The sequence below is a fragment of the Nostoc sp. ChiVER01 genome (assembly GCF_034531155.1).
GTDB lineage: Bacteria > Cyanobacteriota > Cyanobacteriia > Cyanobacteriales > Nostocaceae > Nostoc.
This window is the reverse complement of the sequence record NZ_JAVRBS010000013.1, coordinates 46,423-66,852: the sequence shown is the minus strand read 5'-3', so window position 1 is coordinate 66,852 and position 20,430 is coordinate 46,423. Positions and strand designations below refer to the sequence as shown.

Annotated in this window: 16 protein-coding genes; 4 read left to right on the top strand and 12 right to left on the bottom strand. The window is 44.4% G+C overall.

What is annotated here, in order from left to right; genetic code table 11:
- Positions 1-3 precede the first annotated feature (3 nt).
- Both thiC and RMY00_RS18200 read left to right on the top strand, forming a co-directional pair.
- Positions 4-1,377, top strand: coding sequence for a phosphomethylpyrimidine synthase (gene thiC, locus RMY00_RS18205; RefSeq protein WP_322648875.1), 1,374 nt, complete (start codon positions 4-6; stop codon positions 1,375-1,377).
- 446 nt (positions 1,378-1,823) lie between these two features.
- The gene (locus RMY00_RS18200; RefSeq protein ID WP_322648874.1) at positions 1,824-2,207 is read left to right on the top strand and encodes a response regulator; all 384 of its coding nucleotides are present in this window, start codon (positions 1,824-1,826) and stop codon (positions 2,205-2,207) included.
- A gap of 46 nt (positions 2,208-2,253) precedes the next feature.
- Here the strand turns inward: RMY00_RS18200 and cheB are convergent, their stop codons facing one another.
- From cheB to RMY00_RS18155, 9 genes are all read right to left on the bottom strand, one after another.
- Entirely contained in the window at positions 2,254-3,384 is a 1,131-nt protein-coding gene (gene cheB, locus RMY00_RS18195; protein ID WP_322648873.1) for a chemotaxis-specific protein-glutamate methyltransferase CheB, read from the bottom strand.
- An 89-nt stretch (positions 3,385-3,473) separates the two neighbouring features.
- Positions 3,474-3,668: a hypothetical protein gene (locus tag RMY00_RS18190; protein ID WP_322648872.1), complete on the bottom strand. Its 195-nt coding sequence runs from the start codon at positions 3,666-3,668 to the stop codon at positions 3,474-3,476.
- Positions 3,669-3,678: 10 nt separating this feature from the next.
- Complete coding sequence (locus tag RMY00_RS18185; protein WP_322648871.1) at positions 3,679-6,012, bottom strand: hybrid sensor histidine kinase/response regulator; 2,334 nt, start codon at positions 6,010-6,012, stop codon at positions 3,679-3,681.
- Between the two features lie 155 nt (positions 6,013-6,167).
- Positions 6,168-7,748, bottom strand: a complete 1,581-nt coding sequence (locus RMY00_RS18180; protein WP_322648870.1) for a methyl-accepting chemotaxis protein — start codon at positions 7,746-7,748, stop codon at positions 6,168-6,170.
- A gap of 21 nt (positions 7,749-7,769) precedes the next feature.
- Positions 7,770-9,176, bottom strand: coding sequence for a methyl-accepting chemotaxis protein (locus tag RMY00_RS18175; protein WP_322648869.1), 1,407 nt, complete (start codon positions 9,174-9,176; stop codon positions 7,770-7,772).
- Positions 9,177-9,503: 327 nt separating this feature from the next.
- Positions 9,504-10,961, bottom strand: coding sequence for a methyl-accepting chemotaxis protein (locus RMY00_RS18170; protein ID WP_322648868.1), 1,458 nt, complete (start codon positions 10,959-10,961; stop codon positions 9,504-9,506).
- A gap of 193 nt (positions 10,962-11,154) precedes the next feature.
- Positions 11,155-12,216, bottom strand: a complete 1,062-nt coding sequence (locus tag RMY00_RS18165) for a chemotaxis protein CheW (protein WP_322648867.1) — start codon at positions 12,214-12,216, stop codon at positions 11,155-11,157.
- Positions 12,206-13,765: a CheR family methyltransferase gene (locus tag RMY00_RS18160; protein ID WP_322648866.1), complete on the bottom strand. Its 1,560-nt coding sequence runs from the start codon at positions 13,763-13,765 to the stop codon at positions 12,206-12,208. Before RMY00_RS18160 ends, RMY00_RS18165 begins: the two co-directional genes overlap by 11 nt.
- A 557-nt stretch (positions 13,766-14,322) precedes the next feature.
- Positions 14,323-14,541 (bottom strand): hypothetical protein, encoded by a 219-nt coding sequence (locus RMY00_RS18155; protein WP_322648865.1) that lies wholly within the window; start codon positions 14,539-14,541, stop codon positions 14,323-14,325.
- Between the two features lie 146 nt (positions 14,542-14,687).
- Here RMY00_RS18155 and RMY00_RS18150 point away from each other — a divergent pair, with 146 nt between their 5' ends.
- Both RMY00_RS18150 and RMY00_RS18145 read left to right on the top strand, forming a co-directional pair.
- Entirely contained in the window at positions 14,688-14,825 is a 138-nt protein-coding gene (locus RMY00_RS18150; RefSeq protein ID WP_322648864.1) for a hypothetical protein, read from the top strand.
- Positions 14,826-15,486: 661 nt separating this feature from the next.
- Positions 15,487-16,590: a sulfonate ABC transporter substrate-binding protein gene (locus RMY00_RS18145; RefSeq protein ID WP_322648863.1), complete on the top strand. Its 1,104-nt coding sequence runs from the start codon at positions 15,487-15,489 to the stop codon at positions 16,588-16,590.
- A gap of 49 nt (positions 16,591-16,639) precedes the next feature.
- On the opposite strand, the gene RMY00_RS18140 is transcribed toward RMY00_RS18145, so the two are convergent.
- The 3 genes from RMY00_RS18140 to RMY00_RS18130 all read right to left on the bottom strand — a co-directional run bounded on the left by RMY00_RS18140 (position 16,640) and on the right by RMY00_RS18130 (position 20,425).
- Entirely contained in the window at positions 16,640-18,490 is a 1,851-nt protein-coding gene (locus RMY00_RS18140; protein WP_322648862.1) for an ABC transporter ATP-binding protein, read from the bottom strand.
- A 194-nt stretch (positions 18,491-18,684) separates the two neighbouring features.
- Positions 18,685-19,683, bottom strand: coding sequence for an aldo/keto reductase (locus RMY00_RS18135; RefSeq protein ID WP_322648861.1), 999 nt, complete (start codon positions 19,681-19,683; stop codon positions 18,685-18,687).
- A gap of 67 nt (positions 19,684-19,750) precedes the next feature.
- A complete protein-coding gene (locus RMY00_RS18130) occupies positions 19,751-20,425 on the bottom strand; it encodes a class I SAM-dependent methyltransferase (RefSeq protein WP_322648860.1) in 675 nt (224 codons plus the stop codon).
- Positions 20,426-20,430 lie beyond the last annotated feature (5 nt).

Below are 20,430 nucleotides of genomic sequence, written 5' to 3'. Positions count from 1 at the left end.
AATATGCGGACAGAATGGGTTGCTAAACGACGTGGGCAGAGTAATGTATCTCAAATGCACTACGCCCGCCAAGGTGTTATCACCGAAGAAATGCACTACGTCGCCCAACGCGAAAATCTCCCTGCCGATCTCATTCGTGAGGAAGTGGCGCGGGGACGAATGATTATCCCTGCTAATATTAATCACACTAATTTAGAGCCGATGGCTATTGGTATCGCCTCTAGATGTAAGGTAAATGCTAATATCGGCGCTTCGCCCAACTCTTCTAATCTTCAGGAAGAAGTTGATAAGCTGAATCTGTCCGTGAAGTACGGTGCTGATACCGTCATGGATTTATCCACAGGCGGCGGTAATTTGGATGAAATTCGTACCGCCATCATCAACGCTTCCCCAGTTCCCATTGGTACAGTGCCAGTTTACCAAGCTTTAGAAAGTGTCCACGGCACAATCGAGAACCTGACTGCTGATGATTTTCTCCATATCATCGAAAAACACGCCCAGCAAGGAGTAGACTATCAAACTATCCACGCAGGGATTTTAATTGAGCATTTGCCTTTGGTGAGAAGCCGCATCACTGGTATTGTCTCTCGTGGAGGCGGTATTTTGGCACGGTGGATGTTGCATCACCATAAACAAAACCCGCTTTATACCCACTTCCAAGATATTATTGAGATTTTCAAAAGGTATGATGTCTCCTTCAGTTTAGGAGATTCCCTACGTCCTGGCTGCACCCATGATGCCTCAGATGAAGCACAATTAGCTGAATTGAAAACTCTTGGACAGCTAACTCGCAAAGCCTGGGAAGATGATGTACAGGTGATGGTGGAAGGGCCTGGACATGTCCCAATGGATCAAATTGAATTCAACGTCCGTAAGCAAATGGAAGAGTGTTCGGAAGCACCTTTCTATGTTTTGGGGCCATTGGTAACAGACATTGCTCCCGGTTATGACCACATCACTTCAGCCATTGGAGCAGCAATGGCTGGATGGTACGGTACTGCGATGCTGTGCTATGTAACACCGAAAGAACACTTAGGTTTACCAAATGCCGAAGATGTGCGAAATGGGTTGATTGCCTATAAAATAGCGGCTCATGCGGCTGATATTGCTAGACATCGTCCTGGTGCAAGAGATAGAGACGATGAACTTTCTAAGGCGCGTTACAACTTCGATTGGAATCGTCAGTTTGAATTATCACTCGATCCAGAAAGAGCTAAGGAATATCACGATGAAACTTTACCAGCAGATATCTATAAAACTGCTGAGTTTTGTTCCATGTGTGGGCCTAAGTTTTGCCCAATGCAAACTAAGGTTGATGCTGATGCCCTGACAGAATTAGAGAAGTTTTTGGCGAAAGAAACTGTGACTCACGGCTAACAGATTGTCTTGTGTCGTTAGAATAGTTTTTCACCCACAAAACTAAACGTGCTTTGGGGCAATTCATGAATTGCCCCTACCTAAAAACCAGGGTTTCGGCTCTTGTGTGCGAACTTCCAAGTAAAAAGGTGGTAATGAATACAAAAATCACCTTGATAGGCTAGGGATTGGGTGAGTATTTTCTAAAATAATTTAAATTATACGATTATTGAGAATAGTTTCATTTGTGAACCTTATTGACAAAATGATTGCACTTTATATCAAGTCCGGTTAATCACTTATGATTACCGCATCTGTGCAAAAATCGGAAAAACCTCTTTCCCCCTGCTCCCAGCAAGAACTGCCCCCCTGAGGTGTAAAAAATTATCAAAATATTAATTATTCAAGTCTTTCTTTGGGAATGCTAGGGTAAACGCCAACGATGATTGATTCATCCACTGTAAAGTATGTCAAATGGTACGACAAGCTCACCGATTGTTCTCGCGCTTGATGATAGTCCTGTGATTCATCAAATGATTAAACGAGCGTTAGAACCGGGCTATCAAGTAATAACAGCCGCTAACGCGGTTGATGCTCTGTCGGTCATTTATCATCAACGGATTTCAGTCTTGCTATTGGATGTGCAGATGCCGGATGTAAACGGGTTGGAGTTTTGCCGTACGGTGCGGAGCCTGCCTCAGTTTCAGCATTTGCCTGTGATTATGGTGACTTCTCAAGATTCCCCCTTCGACCGGGTGAAGGGTCATCTGGCGGGTGCAACAGAATATCTGGTCAAACCTTTTGATGCTGAACAATTGCGCGAAGCTGTACGAAAATTTATTGGCTCCTGATTACAGATATTACAAGATGATAAAACGTCAAATGGACGAAAGATGTCTAAGAATGTTTAGAGTTGATGTAGCAGATTCGATTCAATAGCATGGGGGCAATTTCGCCGATCGCCAAAATATGTTGGGCGGCTCCCAGAGCGATCGCTTCTTTGGGCATCCCGAAGACAACGCAGGTTTGTTCATCCTGGGCAATGGTAGTACCTCCGGCTTGGGCGATCGCTTGTAATCCATCTGCACCATCCCGTCCCATGCCAGTCAGCAAAATACCAACCGCCGATCGCGGGTAACAGGTGGCAACTGCTTGAAACAAAGCTGTGACGGAAGGACGATGCCCGGAAACGGCAGGGGTGCTGACGGTGGTTAATCGCCCTTGAGTGTCGAGTTGCAGGTGTTGTCGTTCGGGAGCGAAGTAGACAGTACCCGGTTTGGGAAATTCTCCCGGTTGGGCGATCGTCACGCGCAGAAAACATTCTGCTGCCAGCCAATCTACCAGTCCTTGCAGAAATCCTTCGCTGATATGTTGGACGCACAGAATGGGTACGGGAAAGTTCGCAGGCAGTTGTTTTAAAATCGTGTACAATGCCTGGGGGCCGCCTGTGGAGGCTCCGATCGCCACAACTTTAGGCAGGGACGGGGAATTACGAATCGGGAATTGCGAGTTATTGACAAGTTTTGAGCTGAATGGTTCTGGCTTACTTTTGGAGCTAACAGGATGCATTCTAGGTTCTACCGTCGCACGGGAAGTGTGGCGAGTAAAGACTGTAACCCCTGCCAGAACTTTGATCCGGTTGATTAATTCGCGCTTGACTTGTTCATAGTCTGAAAGTGAGTCAATGCTGGGTTTGGGAAAAACATCCAAAGCACCCGCTTGCAGCAGTTTAAAAACATTGCGGGAATCTTCTTGGGTGTTAACGGAGGCGCTGATCACCAGAATAGGACGGGGATAGTCTGTCATAATCCGGCGGGTGAGTTCCAGTCCATCCATTTTCGGCATGTGCAAATCGGTGCAGATTACCTGGGGCTGTGCGGCTGGAATTCGCTCCAATGCTTCCACGCCATTGGGAGCAGTTCCCACCACATCCACTTCTGGGGAACTCGCCAGAATCCGCTTGAGGATGGTTAAGGCGACGAGAGAATCCTCCACCAGAAAGACGCGAATTGGGGCAGAGTTTTTCATCAATTGACAGTAAGTTCAAATTTTACGAGATAATTATTTTTCATCGAACAGAATTCAGGAGTCAGGAGTCAGAATTCAGAATGAATTCTTTACAAATGGCGGATGAATAATCGGCGTTTTTGCACCACCAAATCGTAGATTTGATAGTGCAACAATTCGTGGGTCTGAATCCCCAACTGATAGCGTTCGTGAAGCGTCTCCGTCAGGAGAAGCGTCTTTGCATTCGCTTTTAGCGTCTCGTAGAGGGTGTCTTGATTCTGACTCCTGAATTCTTCTTCATTCATTTGAAAACCTCTACACTAACCGTTTGAGGGCTGACAGCAAGGCTTCTTGATTAAAGCTGCCTTTGATAATGTAGGCATTGGCCCCGGCTTCCGCACCCCGGCGTTTATCCTCATCGCTGGCAAGGGAAGTAACCAGGATAATTGGAAGTTCGCTATATTCTTGATATTGGCGGATTTTAGCAGTTAACCCCAAGCCATCAAGATTTGGCATTTGCACATCGCTAACAACGGCATCAACGGTGTGCGATCGCAGTTTGTTCAATCCATCCAAACCATCTACAGCAGTAATCACTTGATAGCCTGCGGTTTCTAAAATTCGCTTTTCTTGCGTGCGTGTGGCAATAGAATCTTCCACTAATAAAACGGTTGGTTTTGTGGGCGCAAGTTGACGAGTTTGGGTAGAAGAAATAGACTGCGATCGCGATCGGGCTGACTTGACCAAATCCTGGGGATTCAGCACCATACACACATCTCCAGTACCTAAAATTGTTGCCCCAGAAACATTGCGGACTCGTTTAAGTAAATGACTTTGGGGTTTAATCAGTACATCTTGCTCATCCACTAAGGCATCTACCACTACACCCAGTTGTACTTGCCCAACCTGAAGAATAATGCAGGAAAGTGCCGTTTCTTGAGTTAATCCAGATGGCATCGGGGGCAGTTCTAATAGATCGGCCAACTGCACAATTGAAATGGGTTGGCTATCCCGAATTATTGTGTCACGTCCCTCCAAGGGAAAAATCTCTTCTGATTTGATTAAACACGCTGTTTGTACAAACTCCACTGGGATGGCGTAAGGCATTTGATTCACTTGCACAATTAAGACATGGGCGGTTGCTAAGGTGATACCGAGATTGACGCGCAGTGTACATCCCTGTCCGGGAAACGATTCTACCTCAATCGTACCTTTCAATTTCTCGACATTGGTTTGCACCACATCCAGCCCCACACCCCGTCCTGATACTTCTGTCACTAGGGGGGCTGTTGAAAACCCCGGTGCGAAGATCAACGCCTGAATCTGGCTGGGAGTCATTACAGCTAATTCTTCCTCCCCGCAAATGCCCCGTTTCACCGCTATTTGTTTGATTTTATCCAGGTCAAGCCCTCGGCCATCATCACTGATTTCCAGCACAATGTTAGTGGGAGTTTGGTAAGCTCTAAGCTGAATTGTTGCCGTTGTTGGTTTTCCTAGCTGTTCCCGTTCCTGTGGTGACTCAATTCCGTGATCGATCGCATTCCGCAGGATGTGCATTAGCGGATCTTTCATTTCTTCCAACAAGCGTTTGTCGGCAAGGGTGTCTTTGCCTTCTGTGATCAACTCCACCAATTTTCCCTGCTGCTGTGCCAAATCGCGCACCATCCGGGGGAAGAGGTTGAAAATCGTTGCAAAGGGTAGCAATCGCAGGGTACGAATACCTTCTTCTAGATCGCTACTTAGTTGTTCCAGTCGGGTTGTGTCTTCCGAAAGGTAACTCTGCAAGGTTTTCACCAAATGGCCCAATTGCTCTAATCGTTTTTCCGAGTGATGATGAAAAGTTTCTAGACGTTGCAGGGCGAAATCACCTTGTTGCTCTCGGCTGAAGGCAAACCGATTAGTGAATAAATCTCGATTCCATTCTTCCCACAAATTGGCGATCGCCTCAATTTCTCCCAGCCGATGAGCAATCCGAATTTTGGTTACAGTTAACTCCCCTGCTTGCGTCATCAACGTATCCAGGTGGCGAGTACCAACGCGGATGGTTTCGATGCGGTAGCTATTGGTGGGGGATTTTGGACTTCGGCTTACCTCGGCTTTGCTCGGCACAAGTCTCTGAGTCGAACGATTTTGGATTGCTCCGTTTTCCTTTGGCTCCTGATTTCGCTCAAAAGTATTGTTTTTTACTGTACTTATAATTTTAATACTGTTGACTTCTGGTTCATGACTTGGAGTATCTTCCATTTTTCCTGGCTGCGCTCCCATTAATTCGGCCAGAACAGAAAAGGTATCAACCTTGGCAGGTTCTCCGGTGACGGCTTCATGAACGAGTTTGCGGATAGCGGCGATCGCATGAGCGAGGCGTTCATAGGGTGAGTCTGTTGTACCATTGCCCACCGACGCAGGGTTTTCTTGTTGCTTGAGTTGAGTTAAAATATGCTCAATTTGATGTGCCAGAGTGCCTATATCTTTGATTCCTAGCATATTGGCATCGCCTTTGAGGGAATGCGCCTCTCGCATTAAGGCTTCCAGAACAGCCAGATCGTCGGGATGGTTTTCCAGATGCAGTAATCCATCATCCAGGTTTTGCAGGTGTTCTTCGCTGGCTACTTTGAAAACGTCTCTCAGTTCTTCATCATCGATCATCATGGTTTTACCTCAGAGGTTAGGGGGTAGGGAGCAGGGGGCAGGGGGCAGGGGAGCAGGGGAGCAGGGAAGCAGGGGAGCAGGGGAGCAGGGGAGCAGGGGAGAAGTTGCAGTAAGTCTTTCCCCTCTGCCCCTCTGCTCCCTGCCCCTTTTCTTCATTAAATGGTTGCCTTGAGTGCTTGCGCTGACTCGTTTAGTTGTTTAGTACCAGAGCGGATCTGGCTAATGCCACTGGCAGTTTCACGCGCAGCAATATTTAGGTCATTCATGGCAGAGACAATTTGCTGAATGGCGATCGCTTGCTGGTTGATATTGAGTGAAATCTGTTGACTGTTGATAACAATGTTATTCACTGCACCTTCTACACCAGCAAAGGATTCTGACGTTTCTTGGGCAATTCGCGTCCCTTCTTCCACAGTTTTAGTGCCTTCATGGGTGACAACGACAGTGATGCTGATGGCAGATTGAATGTCGCCTACCAAGGTACTGATCTTTTCGGTTGATTTTTTGCTCTGGTCTGCTAATTTGCGAATTTCAGCAGCGACAACGGCAAAGCCTTTCCCATGCTCCCCTGCCCGGACTGCTTCTACAGCCGCATTTAACGCCAGCATATTAGTCTGACTTGCCAACTCACCCACCAGACCAGAGATACTGCCAATCTGCTTGGTTTGTTCATTTAAGCGTGTGATATGCTCCGCAATGGCTGCGACTTTCTGCTGTAGGGTTTCCATGCCCTTGAGGGTGCGTTTTACAGCATTAGCACCGTTACCTGCAAGGGTCAACGCCTGCCGTGCGCCTGTTACCGCCGATTCTGCCTGTTCAGCTGACTGCTGAGATGAGGCTCCCAATTCATCGATGGTGATAGTGGTTTGATTGACAGAAGTTGCCTGCCGAGTCGCAGTCCGTTCTTGCTGCTCAACCGTAGCGGCGATTTCATTGGTAGAAGCAGCCATTGTTTGAACAATTTGAGCAATTTTGCCTGTCAACGGTTTAGCAATTTTGTTGCTCAGAAAAAATCCTAGTAAGATTGCCCCCAAAGGCCCAGCAATAATCCCAGTAACCACCCAACCTGTGGTCAAGCGGGTATCGTCACTGGCGACTTTATTTGCATCTTCAGCAGTATCCTGATTAATTTTGATTAGTTGCAACAATGAGTCAGTTGCAGCCGCAAAGGAAACATCATTTTTGACAACAGCGTTTTGTCTGAGTTTTGTCAGTTGATCAGCAGCAGCGATCGCCACCTTCATTTCTGGAGAATTTTCTCGTTTCTGGCTGGTCAATTCCAACTGTCTGGCAGTGGGGTTTACAACACCTAACTGGGTGAAATCCTGGTAAGCCTGAAGATAGGCGGCATGATCTTGCTTCCACGCCTGCCACTGTTGCTTAAACGTCTGATAGAGTTTGTCCTCGTCGGGGCCACGGGGCGTGGTTTCATATTCCTTAAGACCTGCGTCAATCTGCTTCCAGGCTGCCTGCATTCGATTTAACTCAGACTGTTTGGCTGCGGAGGGTAGGTCGGGGTTGACAATTGCTCGCTCTGCTGAGTGGATCTGGGTCTGCCCTTCATTAACTCTCCATAATCCGTCGATGCTGGGAAGGCTGTTATTACTGAGGGTGTCGATATGGCTGCTTAATTGATGAGTACCCCGCCAGCCGAAAAACCCTACAACCATGACGATACCGCCCATCAGCAAAAATGAACCCATCAATCGTCCATGCAGAGATATATTTTTTAACATACTTGTAACTCAAATATATTTTTAGACAACGGCTTTTAGTTCTTGAGCAGCATCATTCAGTCGTTGGGTGCCGACTTTAATTTGACTAATGCCAGAGGCGGTTTCTCTAGCGGCAATATTAAGCGAGTTCATAGTTTCTACCACCTGTTGGACTGCGATCGCCTGTTGATTGGAAGTCAGGGAAATTTGTTGACCATTTAGCGCGATCGTTTTGATGGCATCTACAATTTTTTCTACAGTTTTCGTGCCTTCACCAGTCACCATGACGGTGGAATTGGTCGATTTTTGAATGTCTGAAACCAGTACATTAATTTTTTCAGCCGATCGCTTACTTTGGTCTGCCAGTTTGCGAATTTCGGCAGCAACAACCGCAAAGCCTTTGCCATTTTCCCCGGCTCGCACCGCTTCCACTGCCGCGTTAAGCGCCAGCATATTAGTTTGACTTGCCAGGTCACTAACCAGGGTGGAGATCGTGCCGATTTGATTAGTTTGTTCGCTTAGATGGAGAATTTGGGCGGCAATATCGCCTACTTTCTCGCGTAGACTTGATTGGCTGAACTGACCCTCTTGAGTGCAACCGTCTACCAGCAACAACACCTGCCGCGCCCCTGCGGCTGAGGCTTCTGCTTGTTCAGCAGACTGGCGCGAGGAAGCCGCCAATTCATCCATTGTGGTGGTGGTTTGGTTGACAGAACTGGCTTGTTGCATGGTGGTGCGTTCTTGCTGCTCGATAGTTGTAGCAATTTCAATTGTAGAAGCGGCGATCGCGCTGGCAGAGGCATTCATCTGTCGAGCAGTGCGGCTAATGACCCAGCTGCCAATCAAAACAGATACCACCAGGGAGAGTCCACTAGCTAACATCACCGTGAACTTGAGGGCATTGAGCGCCTCTTGCTGCTGTTTCGCGGTGGTTGCAAAAGTCTGATCTTCTCGCTGCTGCATTTCTTCAATCATGTCTACGACATCCTGAACCAGAGTGCGGGCATTTCCCTTGCTCCAGGTTTCAATGGCTTCTTTGACTTTGCCCTGATCTATCTTTGCAATCAGGATTTCTTGAAAAGAAAGCAGTTTATTCAGCAGTTCCTCCAGTTTGGTTAAAGATTGTCGCTCCTGTTCCGATCTGGCAAGTGCGATCAGTTTTGCTAGAAAGTCTCTGGAGTTCTTTTGAGCCTCTTGGTAGTTCTCAAGCGATTGCTGAGTTTTTTCTAACAAATAGCCTCGATTTGCCTTAGAACCACTTTGCACACTAACAGCAAGATCATCAAGTATTGAGTTAATCTCATAAGAAGACAGTAAATTTTTTGACCGTTGGTTCACCGTGTTAATATTGATGATCGTCGCTCCGGCAGAAATTAACAATGCCAGCACGGGAACGGCATATCCGCCAATAATCCAGTATCTTAGTCTCCAGTTTCGCTTGCTTTCCATCTTGTTATGTCTTGTGAATGAACGAGTTCAAAGATTTCCAGATATTGCCATCAGACAATTTTGGATTTTAGATTTTAGATTGACCTCATAAAGCTACGGTGTACACACAAGTCTCTTGATCTGCACCTTTGTTGCATCGACCTGTACCTTTGTTACATCGACCTGTACCTTTGTTACATCAACCTGCACCTTTGTTGCATCGACCTGCACCTTTGTTGCATTGACCCGCACCTTTGTTGCATCGACCTGCAAAAATTAACGAGGAAGGGGTCATTTCCCCCTGCTCCCGTTCGGCTACGCTCACGGCAAACCTGCTCCCCTGCCCCCCTACACAACACTCTGTAATTTGTAGGCTGCATCATTGAGTTGGTGAGTGCTAAGGCGAGTCTGACTGATGCCGATCGCTGTTTCTCTAGCAGAGCTATTAAGTGCGTTCATTGCCTGTAAAATTTGCTGAACCGCAGTGGATTGCTGGCTAGCGTTTAACGAGATTTGCTGAATATTCAACACCATCCGATTGACAGACTCGGTAACACTGGTAAAGACCTCCACCGTCTGCTTAGTTATTGCCGCCCCCTGTTGAGCAGTTTTTGTACTTTCATCTGTCATCACAACGGTTGAGCTGATGGCGGATTGAATATCATTGACCAGCACATTAATTTTTTCAGTCGATTTCTTGCTCTGGTCTGCCAGTTTGCGAATTTCGGCGGCGACAACTGCAAAGCCTCTGCCCTGTTCCCCGGCGCGGACTGCCTCTACTGCTGCATTTAGCGCTAGCATATTGGTTTGATTTGCTAGGTCACTTACCAACCCGGAAATACTGCCAATTTGCTTAGTTTGTTCGTTCAGGCGCAGCATTTGTTCTGCTACCGCACTGACTCTATGGCTCAAGGCTGCCATTCCTTCCAAGGTGCGGCTCAGTGATTGATTGCCTTGCTCTGCCAAATTTAAGACCTGTTGAGCGCTGGTTGAGGCAGTGGATGCTTGCTGGGCAGACTGTTGAGCAGAGGCGCTAAGTTCGTCCATTGTAGTGGTGGTTTCGCTGACCGAGACTGCCTGTTGGTTGGCAGTGCGCTCTTGTTGCTCGATTGTGGCAGCAATTTCAGCCGTCGAGGTGGCGATCGCACTGGCTGATTCATTTATCCGTCGAGCAGTGCGGCTAACTATCCAGATGCCAGTCAAAATCGACAACAGCAAGGAAAGTCCAGTCGCGGACAGAATTGTGAGCTTGAGCCTATCAAGCGCTGCTTGCTGTTGCTTGGCAGCTACAATCACATTCTGGTCTTCTCGGCGCTGAATTTCATTGATCGCACTTGTCAGGCGATCAACCATACTGCGGGCATTTTCGTTACTCCAGGTTTCAATAGCTTCTTGAACCTTGCTTTGATTCACTTTGCCAATCAAATCATTCTCGACAACCATTAAATTATTCAGCAGCCCTTCTAGCCTAGTTAATGACTGTTGCTCTTGCTCTGTTCTGGCAAGCGACATTAGCTTTGACAAAAGCTCTTTGAAGCTTCTTTGAGATTTTTGGTATTCGTCAAAGGATGTCTGATTTTTTTCTAACAAATAGCCCCGAACTGACTTAGAACCGCTCTGTACATTTGTGGCAAGGGCATTAATCGCTGAATTAACGTTATAGGAAGAAACTAAACTCTGCGATCGCTGACTCACCAAGTTGATATTAATGAATATTAGCCCCGCAGAAATTACCAATGCCAGAATGGGAACCGCATAGCTGCCCATAATCCAGTATCTCAGTTTCCAATTTCGCTTACTTTGCATCTTGTTATCTCTTGTGAATGAATGAGTTCAAAGATTTTCCAATATTTCTATCATTTGTAATCTTTGCGATCGCACTTTTGAATCAACGGAAGATTGCACAACATTCTGTATATCGACTGCATTATCTCTGCAAGCTTGCTGCGAATCTCATTGATAATCTGTGAAACAAAACCTAACCCCAGATTTATAAGCGTTAGACTTCTTCATTGACAACTAACACCTCTGAAGTCAGCAATTTAGACAAATTGATGATGCTCATCATGCGATCGCGATAAGGTGCAACACCCTGGAGATAGTCGTCTTTAGCAGAATGCAGGGCAATTGGAGCCGCAGTCATTTGGGAGGGATGAATATACGTCACATCAAAAATGTCATCCACGGCAATGCCCGCCACTCGTTGATCCAGACGCACGACAACGGCTTGCTGATGCAATCGCACCCCATTTATGGGCAGATCGACCACATTATTAATGTTAATTAAGGTGACAATTTCGCCCCGCAAGTTGATGTTGCCAACAATATGCGGCGGACAGCAGGGAATCGGGGTAATCTTGTGAATCTCAGTAAACTCATGCACCGTTTCCAAGCCAAACCCAAAGTACTCACCTCCTAATCCCACAACAGCCAGAGGCAAGAGCGATGCCGAATCCTCGTCATTAATTGAACACCGCAGACTTTCAGTTCGCTCTTGAAAAATCTGTCGTTCCTGCGAATCGAAATGATCGTATAAGCCCTGATTTAGCTCTGAATCAGAGGAATGTTTTAGGGCGTCATTGACTGAGCCGTTGTTAAAATCAGAATTTAGATTGAAAACAGTCTCTAGAAAGGCGTGTTGCACCAACAGTTCGGGATTAAGCAATGTAACGATGCCTTCCTCAACATTGGCAATGCCAGTCACCAATCTATCCTGCAAACTCTCTTTTGATTGACCGCAAACATTGGCAGCGATCCGATCGGGTGCGATCACTTGTACACTATCCACTTGATTGACGATGATTCCGATTTGTTGAGTTTGCCACTCCAAGACAATCATGCTGTCAGTCAATTGAAAAGGGGGACGTGCTTGTTCTAAACGGTGATATAAATCCATCACGGGCAGAAACTTCCCTCGCAGGTTAATTACGCCTAAAATTGTGCTGGGAGTTTGTGCGATCGCAGTCACTTCTGGCAGAAAGAAGAGTTCTTGTACGGCTGTAGCCGGAATGCCATAGCGTGAGTGATTGAGGTTAAACATTAAATAAGATTCATGGCTCATAATTAGTTGAATTTAAGTGCTTAAGAACATGTGCTTTTAATTCAGCAGTGGTTTGCTGGTTATGGGAATCAATCGCTTGTTGGGGTAGATTTTGCAAAATTTCTAGAAGCGATCGCCAGGTTTTTTGAGCCTGTTTTTCATTTCCCTCTCGTTCGTATATAGAACCCAATTCCAGGTGAGCAGTAACAGAATTAGGAGCGAGATAAATAATACGTTTTAAGAATAATTTTGCACTGTCACGGTCTCCTTGCTCTTCGGCAATTTGAGCCAACAAATGATAAGGTTTGATCGCCAATGGGTTGATCTCGAGTGCCTGCTGACACGCCTGATTCGCCTGGGAGTAATCGCCAAAATTCGCGTAAGCTTCTGCCATCAAACAATATGCCTGAAAGTTTTGGGTGGAAACAGCAATAAGTTGCTCCGCTATTTGAATGACATCGGCATAAGCTTCTTGAATTAGCGATTCCTTAGCTGCATCTAAAAGAGTTTGAGTGTTTGCGCTCACGTCTAACCCCGTCCCCAAGCTTGGGAGAGAGGGGGAAGAAATTTTGGTTTCCCTGCTCTCAATGGCAGCAGGTATTATGGTATTTAAGACTTTGCTATGCTCGTTGAGCAAGGTATGCCTTTGATAAACCGCAGATTGCGGAAAATTTTTGACTTGAAACGGTTCAGTTTTTTGCCCGTGTAATTCCGTGTGGCCTGTGAGCAGAAACCCTCCCGGCGTCAGAGAGCAGTAAAACTTTTCTATAACTTGTGCGATCGCGTTGAAGTCAAAATAAATAAACACATTGCGGCAAATAATCAAATCAAAATCGTGAATCCTGGATGCGTAAGCGGGATAATTATCCTGCATCAGGTTTCCAGGTTGAAATGTGACCATTGCTTGAATAGCAGGATCGATTTTCCAACCTTTTTTGTGGGATCGAAAGTAGCGATTTTTGATTTCTGGAGTGATTGTCCGAAAAGACCAATCGCTGTAAATTCCTTGTTGAGCCAGTGCGATCGCGGGTTGATTGATATCTGTGCCTAAAATCAGAATGTCCCATGTATGATTGTCAGGGATTAGTTCCTTCACCAAAATGGCAAGTGAGTAAGCTTCTTCACCAGTCGAACACCCAGCACTCCAAAGCCGTAATGTTGGCCGATAAAATTCTCCATTAGCAGGGTTGCGCTGAGTTAAACTAAGCTCCCGTTTGCGCTCGATTAACTCTGGGAGCAGCTGATTTTTGAGCAGCGACATCTGCCCCTGATCCCGAAAAAAATAAGTTTCAGTGACAGTGAGTAAAGAAATTAGTTCTTGCCACTCTGTCGCACCAGGAATTAATTGATTTCTTGTCACCAAGAACTGATAGTAATCATTGAGTGAGCATAATCCCAGCGCCCGGATGCGAGTTAAAAGATTTTTCTTTAATGTATCTTGATAGTGGGGCTTGATGTGAATACCGAATTTATCAGCAATCAGATCAACCATCTGTGACAAACTAAAGTCATCACTGTGTTGAGAATTAGATTCAATTAAAATGGGGCGATCGCCGAGCATCTGATTCATCACTACATGATTTTCAAGCTGATACGCTTAGGTTTCCCATTTCAATCTCTTTATTCAGATTTATATGATGTGTGGTATTCAACTTAGATACAAGTAAAAACCTGCAAGTTCGTCTAAAAAACTTGCTATATATAGGTTTTAGAGAATAATATTTTTAAGCTTAACCCGGTTTTTCGTTCTATTAATGATGCTGTTGGCGAAATATCTCTTAACAATTTATTCGCAATAAGCTTTATCTAATGACAACATTAGCGGAGTTCTACGAAAAACACCTAAGACGTCAGGGCGAACGCACGGCATTTCTGAAACCCCTGCTGGATAAGGATCTTGACGAAAAAATAGGCTAAATTAAAAAACGCCAAAACCCTTGCTATTAAAGGATTCTTATACTTTAGATGCGTTTGCCCTGCCTGAGACGTGTTGAATATTTAATACTAAAAATTCTTTTCGTGATTTATATCTGTTGCCTTCTTTTGGAGAATTGGCATAAGTCAACATATAATCCAGTTATTCAAACTGTTCGCTTACAATTCTATGGTGTTGATGCCCATGAATGATTAAGAAGATTTGAATTTATGGAAGTGCATTTTTGTTGGTTCTAAACTGGGGCTATTTTCTTTTGGTAACTCCCAGATATCTCGTGTTTGCTGTTGTTCATCGACTAATAATTTAAGATGAGTTGGTAATTGAGGCTGTTGCCCTAATAACCAAGGCACTCCATCTAATAGCTCTCTTTCAACTTGTCCATTAAATATCTGCTCACCGTTGTTAGCCATAAACTGTAATAAATAAGTTGGCAAGAAAAATTCAATGTAAATGATTTTAGATTTCTATTCTTTCAATCTAGGCAACAGTGACTGTTTGTTGTTCTCTTCGCTGTACTTCTTTTTTTACTAACGGAATCACATCTCGACCGTAAGGGATGTCTGACGACAAGCCACTTCTCTCCGAGACGCTACGCGAACGCGTCTACGCATCTTCCACGGGGTCAAAACCACAAATCAAAAGTGTTGTCAGTTGTAACGGGGATTTAGAAAAAGCCACAACACTTGCGGCTTGATAGAAGCCGGGGACTTAAACCCCTACATTTTGTTAAAATTTTAATTTTTGAATTTCATTTAGTTCAAAATAGTAGCTTTCAGCAGTAATGATGACTGTATGCAAACAGAGCGCAAAAGTTGAGGCAAGGGGTTTACACACCTACCTTTTCTGCGGAACGCTATGTAAACAGCGATCGCACTCTCATAAATACTACTTATTGTCGATAGACTTACTGTATTTTTATATAAAAGAGCTTTACACACTTTTTCTTAAAAATCAAGAGCATCTTAATATAAGTTAAACTCGATTGAATAAAGTTGTAAGAAATAGTAAAAACTTGTCGCTCTGCAAAAAGCTTTATTTTAATAAATCGAGCATAAAAAACTAAATTTGCGGCAATTTTACGAATTTATTGCAATTTGGTATTGAAAAATGCATGTTATCAGATTTGGTTGACACAAGCAACTGTATTTTTAGGTTTAAGTTTTAGCCGTAAATACCTATTTACTAAAATTTTTATGAGATGCTAGTATCTTGTAAAAAGTTAAATACTGTAAATCGATTGATTTGGTGTAAATTAATAAAAATATAAATTTAGCAAAATCATCATAAATTACTTGCTCTAATGATACTAAGAATCAATAGACTTAGCATTTTCCCGAAAAAAGAGGTCAAAATTAATGTTTGAGTTTTTATTTAACCGCATAATAATCTATTGGAAACAATGGGTGATTTCCAGATTTGCTAGTCAAACACGGTTATTATCAACTGCTCCTATACAAATTACTGGAGCTTTTATTACTGGCTTATGCCTCAGCTTACTATTTGCTGCTTGTACAGCAAATAATCCAAGTAATACTACAAATGTATCTGCCAATAATTCCACTCAAACTAAAGCATCAGTAGTTAGATTTGGCTATCAGAAATCAGCAATTCTCCTAAAAACTAAAGGGCTTTTAGAAAAGCGATTACAAGGTGAAGGTGCATCTGTTCAATGGATTGAATTTCCGGCTGGTCCACAGCTTTTAGAAGCTATGAATGTTGGCAGTATTGACTTTGGGCATACTGGAGAATCGCCACCAATTTTTGCCCAGGCAGCAGGTGCTGCAATCACATATATTGCAGGAATTGCACCAAGTCCTGCAAGTTCAGCAATTCTTGTTTCCAAAAAATCAGCTCTCAAAACAGTCAACGATCTCAAGGGGAAAAAGATAGCTTTCCAAAAAGGTTCTAGCGCCCATTATATGCTGGTACAAATTTTAGAAAAATATGGTTTGAAATATAGTGATATTCAACCCATATATTTACCGCCAGCCGATGCTCGTGCTGCCTTTATCAAAGGTAGTATTGATGCATGGTCAATTTGGGACCCATTTTACGCAGCAGCCGAGAAATCTGCTGATACTCGTGTATTAATTGATGGTACAGGAATTAATAAACAGGGAGGCTTTTACCTTGCCAGCAAAAAATTTGCTAGCCAGCAACCAGAAATTATTAAGACATTACTAGAAGAAATTCAAAATCTTGAACAATGGTCTGATCAACATCGAGATGAAGTAGCTGCAAATCTCTCTCCCATTTTAGGCATTGATTTGGAAACAATGCAAAAAAGTACTAACAGAAGAAAATTTGGCATCACACCAATTTCTCAAGAATTAATTACTCTTCAGCAGCAAGTTGCTGATAAATTCTATGAACTGAAATTGATTCCCAAAGAAATTAACGTCAAAGAAGCGATGCTTACACCTGAGCAATATGCAGCTTTTTCACCCAAAATTAATTGAAAAAGGCAGGAGGTAGGCGCTAAAAATGCGCCTACCTACTTACTCGAAACTATCCTGTTTGTAGTTCGGAGGCATTTTGATTATTGGCTTCTACAGGTAAGAATCCACCTGCCTGCATTTTCCATAACCTGTAGTAAGCGCCACGGCGTGCCAGCAGTTTGGCGTGGGTACCATCTTCGATAATCCGCCCTTGATCAAATACCAAAATGCGGTCTAGATGGGCAATAGTAGAAAGTCGATGAGCTACCACGATGACGGTTTTTCCATCCATCGCTAAATCTAGAGTGTCTTGGATTGCTTTTTCGGTGATAGAATCGAGGCTGGAGGTAGCTTCATCTAGAATCAGAATTGGCGCATCTTTGAGAATTACCCGCGCGATCGCAATTCTTTGTCTTTGCCCTCCAGAAAGTTTGACACCGCGTTCACCAACCAAAGAATCATAACCTTCTTTAATCTGCGCGATAAAATCATGAGCATAAGCCTTACGTGCTGCCTCGATCACTTCCTCATCGGTGGCATCTAATCGTCCATAACGAATATTTTCTATTAATGTCCGATGGAACAGAGACGGATCTTGAGGAATCAAGCTGATCTGGGCGTGTAAGGCATCTTGCGTCATGTCTTGAATATCCACCCCATCAATGAGAATCTGTCCCGATTGGGGATCGAATTGACGCAAAATTAGATTTACAAAACTGGATTTCCCAGAGCCAGAAAAGCCAACCAGTCCGACACGCTGCCCTGGTTGAATGGTAATAGAGAGGTTGTCGAATACTTTTTTGCCAGGGGAGTAGCCAAAATTCACTTGCCGAAATTCGATCTTACCTTGGGTAATTGAGTGGGCGATCGCATTCTCTCGATCAATGATCTCGTGGGGCTGAACGATAGTAAAGACACCATTGGCAACATTGCCGACATGTTCAAAAAATTCTAGAAACCGTCTACTTAAATTGCGGGCCTCACTAATAATTAACAGCGACAGACTAGTTGCTACGACGAAATCCGCAGTTGCGATCGTCCCGTGACTCCAAAGTGAGAGCGAGTAATACAAAGTGCCAATTTTCAGGACTGCTGCTGAAATAAACTGAAACCAACGGATTCGCTCCGAGTACCAGTTGGATTTTCTCACCTGTTTGAGTTCGTCCTTTAATTGCTCATTCAAATAACGTCGTTCAAAACCCAGGCGAGCAAACAGTCGGCTACTAGTGAGATTTGTTACTGTATCTACAATTATGCCAGTTGTCTCACTTCTGGCGGCTGCGGCTTTCCGGGAATAAATTCGGCAGCGAGTTGCCAACCAGAACGAAATACTGATGAATAGAACTGCCCATATCCCCACGAATGCAGCAAGCGGAGGATAGGCGCGATACAGTAACATGGTGGCAACACTATACACAACAATTACTGGCATAAATTCAGTAATCATCATTTGCATCGTCTGGGTAACACCTAGAGAAGTTTCACTAATCCGATGTGCCAATGCCCCGGAAAAACTGCTGCTTAGGTAGCGATGGGAATGATGTTGCAAATAGGCATATAGCGATCGCACAATGTGCTGTCGGTGGATCGGATGGAGAATAGTTTGCAAGAGTCCAGCTGATCGCCCAAATATCACTTCACCCACACTCAAGGCTGTGAACAACATTAAGGGTTGCCTCACTGCATCAAAAATGAACTTGCTATCGCCCGTTGATCGCGTCACGCTCCGAATGATTTCACCAATGGCGTAAGGTAACATAATGCCGCAGGTGGCGTGTATTACCTCCAGAATTACCATTAGCACATACCACCACCGAAACTGGTTAACGAAATAGCAAATGAACCTAAAGGTCGTGTCTGGCAAGTTAGGTGCATTAGCTGCACGTTGAAAGGATTTGGATTGTCTGGACTTTTTATTCATGAAAGTTGATAGATTAGTATCACGTATACCAATTCGTAGTTTGTAATAACAGCCCAAGTCACGCTAGGCGAACGAGATTAAGAAAGTCACATTTCATCTAGGTTTTTGCATCATTTTGGAGAATTGGTATTAGCTATTCTGTCCTCTAATCACTAAATCCTTTCCTAGCAACCAAATTTCTACGTCGATAACCCTTAACGCAGAGAATCTCCCCGACGGTATTCGGCGGTGATGTCGTTTAGTTTTTGTTTCAAATTGTCATCGAGTTGGAATTCTACAGCCTTGAGGGTGTCAGCAAGTTGTTCTGGTCGGCTAGCACCAATGATGGGGGCGGTAATAATGGGATTAGCCAGTACCCAAGCCACCGCTAAAGTAGTAAGTGACAAGCCAGCGAATTCTGCGACTGTACGTAATTCCTCAACAGTATTAAATTCGCGATCGCGCCAGTATCGTTCTTGATAACGTTCTGCGGCAGTACCCAAGGTGAAACGTGTGCCTGCGGTGGGGCCTTGAGTCAGATTGTGTTTTCCAGTCAATAGACCACCCGCTAAGGGATTGTAAGGAATTACACCAAGTCCCTCTTCTTTCGCCAAAGGCAAAAGTTCTCGCTCAATTTCGCGGAATAATAAGTTATAGCGGGGTTGAATTGAAACAAAGCGAGTCAGATTTCGCACATCGGCACGACCCAAAGCGCGGCTGAGTCGGTAAGCCAAGAAGTTAGAAACCCCGATATAGCGTACCTTACCAGCACGAACTATCGTATCCAGTGCTTCCAGAGTTTCATCAAGAGGGGTTGAAGCATCGTCAGAATGCAATTGGTACAGGTCAACATAATCAGTTCCCAGTCGTCTGAGGGAAGCATCAATTGCATCCAAAATGTGTTTGCGCGAAGCACCCTGATCCCAAGGTGCAGGGCCAACCTTACCTACAGCCTTGGTAGCCAAAATAAAATGTTCGCGTTTACCTTTGAGCCAACGGCCAATAATTTCCTCGGTACTTCCAGCAGTAGCAAGTCCACCCCCAAGGGGATAAACATCGGCTGTATCGAGAAAGTTAATTCCAGCATCGGCGGCGGTGTCAAGGATTTGTCTGGAAGTTTCTTCATCTGTCTGCAATCCAAAAGTCATTGTACCGAGACAAAGACGGGAAACGGTCAATCCAGTTTGACCAAGTTTAGTTGTTGGTAATGTCATGAAGATTTTCGTCGTTGTTGATTAAGAATTTAAAAGCTGAGGTTTTTCGTTACAGATTGCAAGCAGACTAATCTGGCTGTATTGCCTTACCCCACCAAACTCTTTTAAACAGTTTGCCTGTTTGCTCATGCAATATTTCATAATGTTTTAGCTCTACATCTTTCCAATCAGATAAGAGGTCTAGCAAATATTCTTGAGAGAAAAAGTGCATAGTTTCTCCGTGACGTTCTAGAAAGTAATTTGGCTCTATTTCGCGCATGATTGGGTGACGTTCGGCCCGAACTAAAACATCTTCTGTAGAATTAACGTGGAAAACAAACAATCCGTTGGGGCGTATTATCCGGCGAATTTCTTTAAACAATTCGCGTGTAATCCGATCTGAAAACATGTGAATGGCAACATTGGACATGACAGCATCAAAGGTTGCTTTATTAAAAGGCAAAGGTTTTGCCATGTCGGCAACTACAAACTGTGTGTCCAATCCTAACTTTTCTGACTTCTCACGTCCTTGTCGTACTGCTTCATCTGAAAAATCCAGACCAGTTACTGTAAAACCTTGTTGTACAAGATGTAACACATCGTTTCCTGTACCGCAACCAAGGTCAAGCACGGTTTTAACTTTAGCAGCATTAAGGAACGGAAGGTGAACCTTCGTCCATTGGTTTCCCCAATCTAAATCAGTGCTAGTATTCTTCAATTTAGTGAAGAATTGATTCCAGTGATCAGATGATGCGTAAGACATAGAGT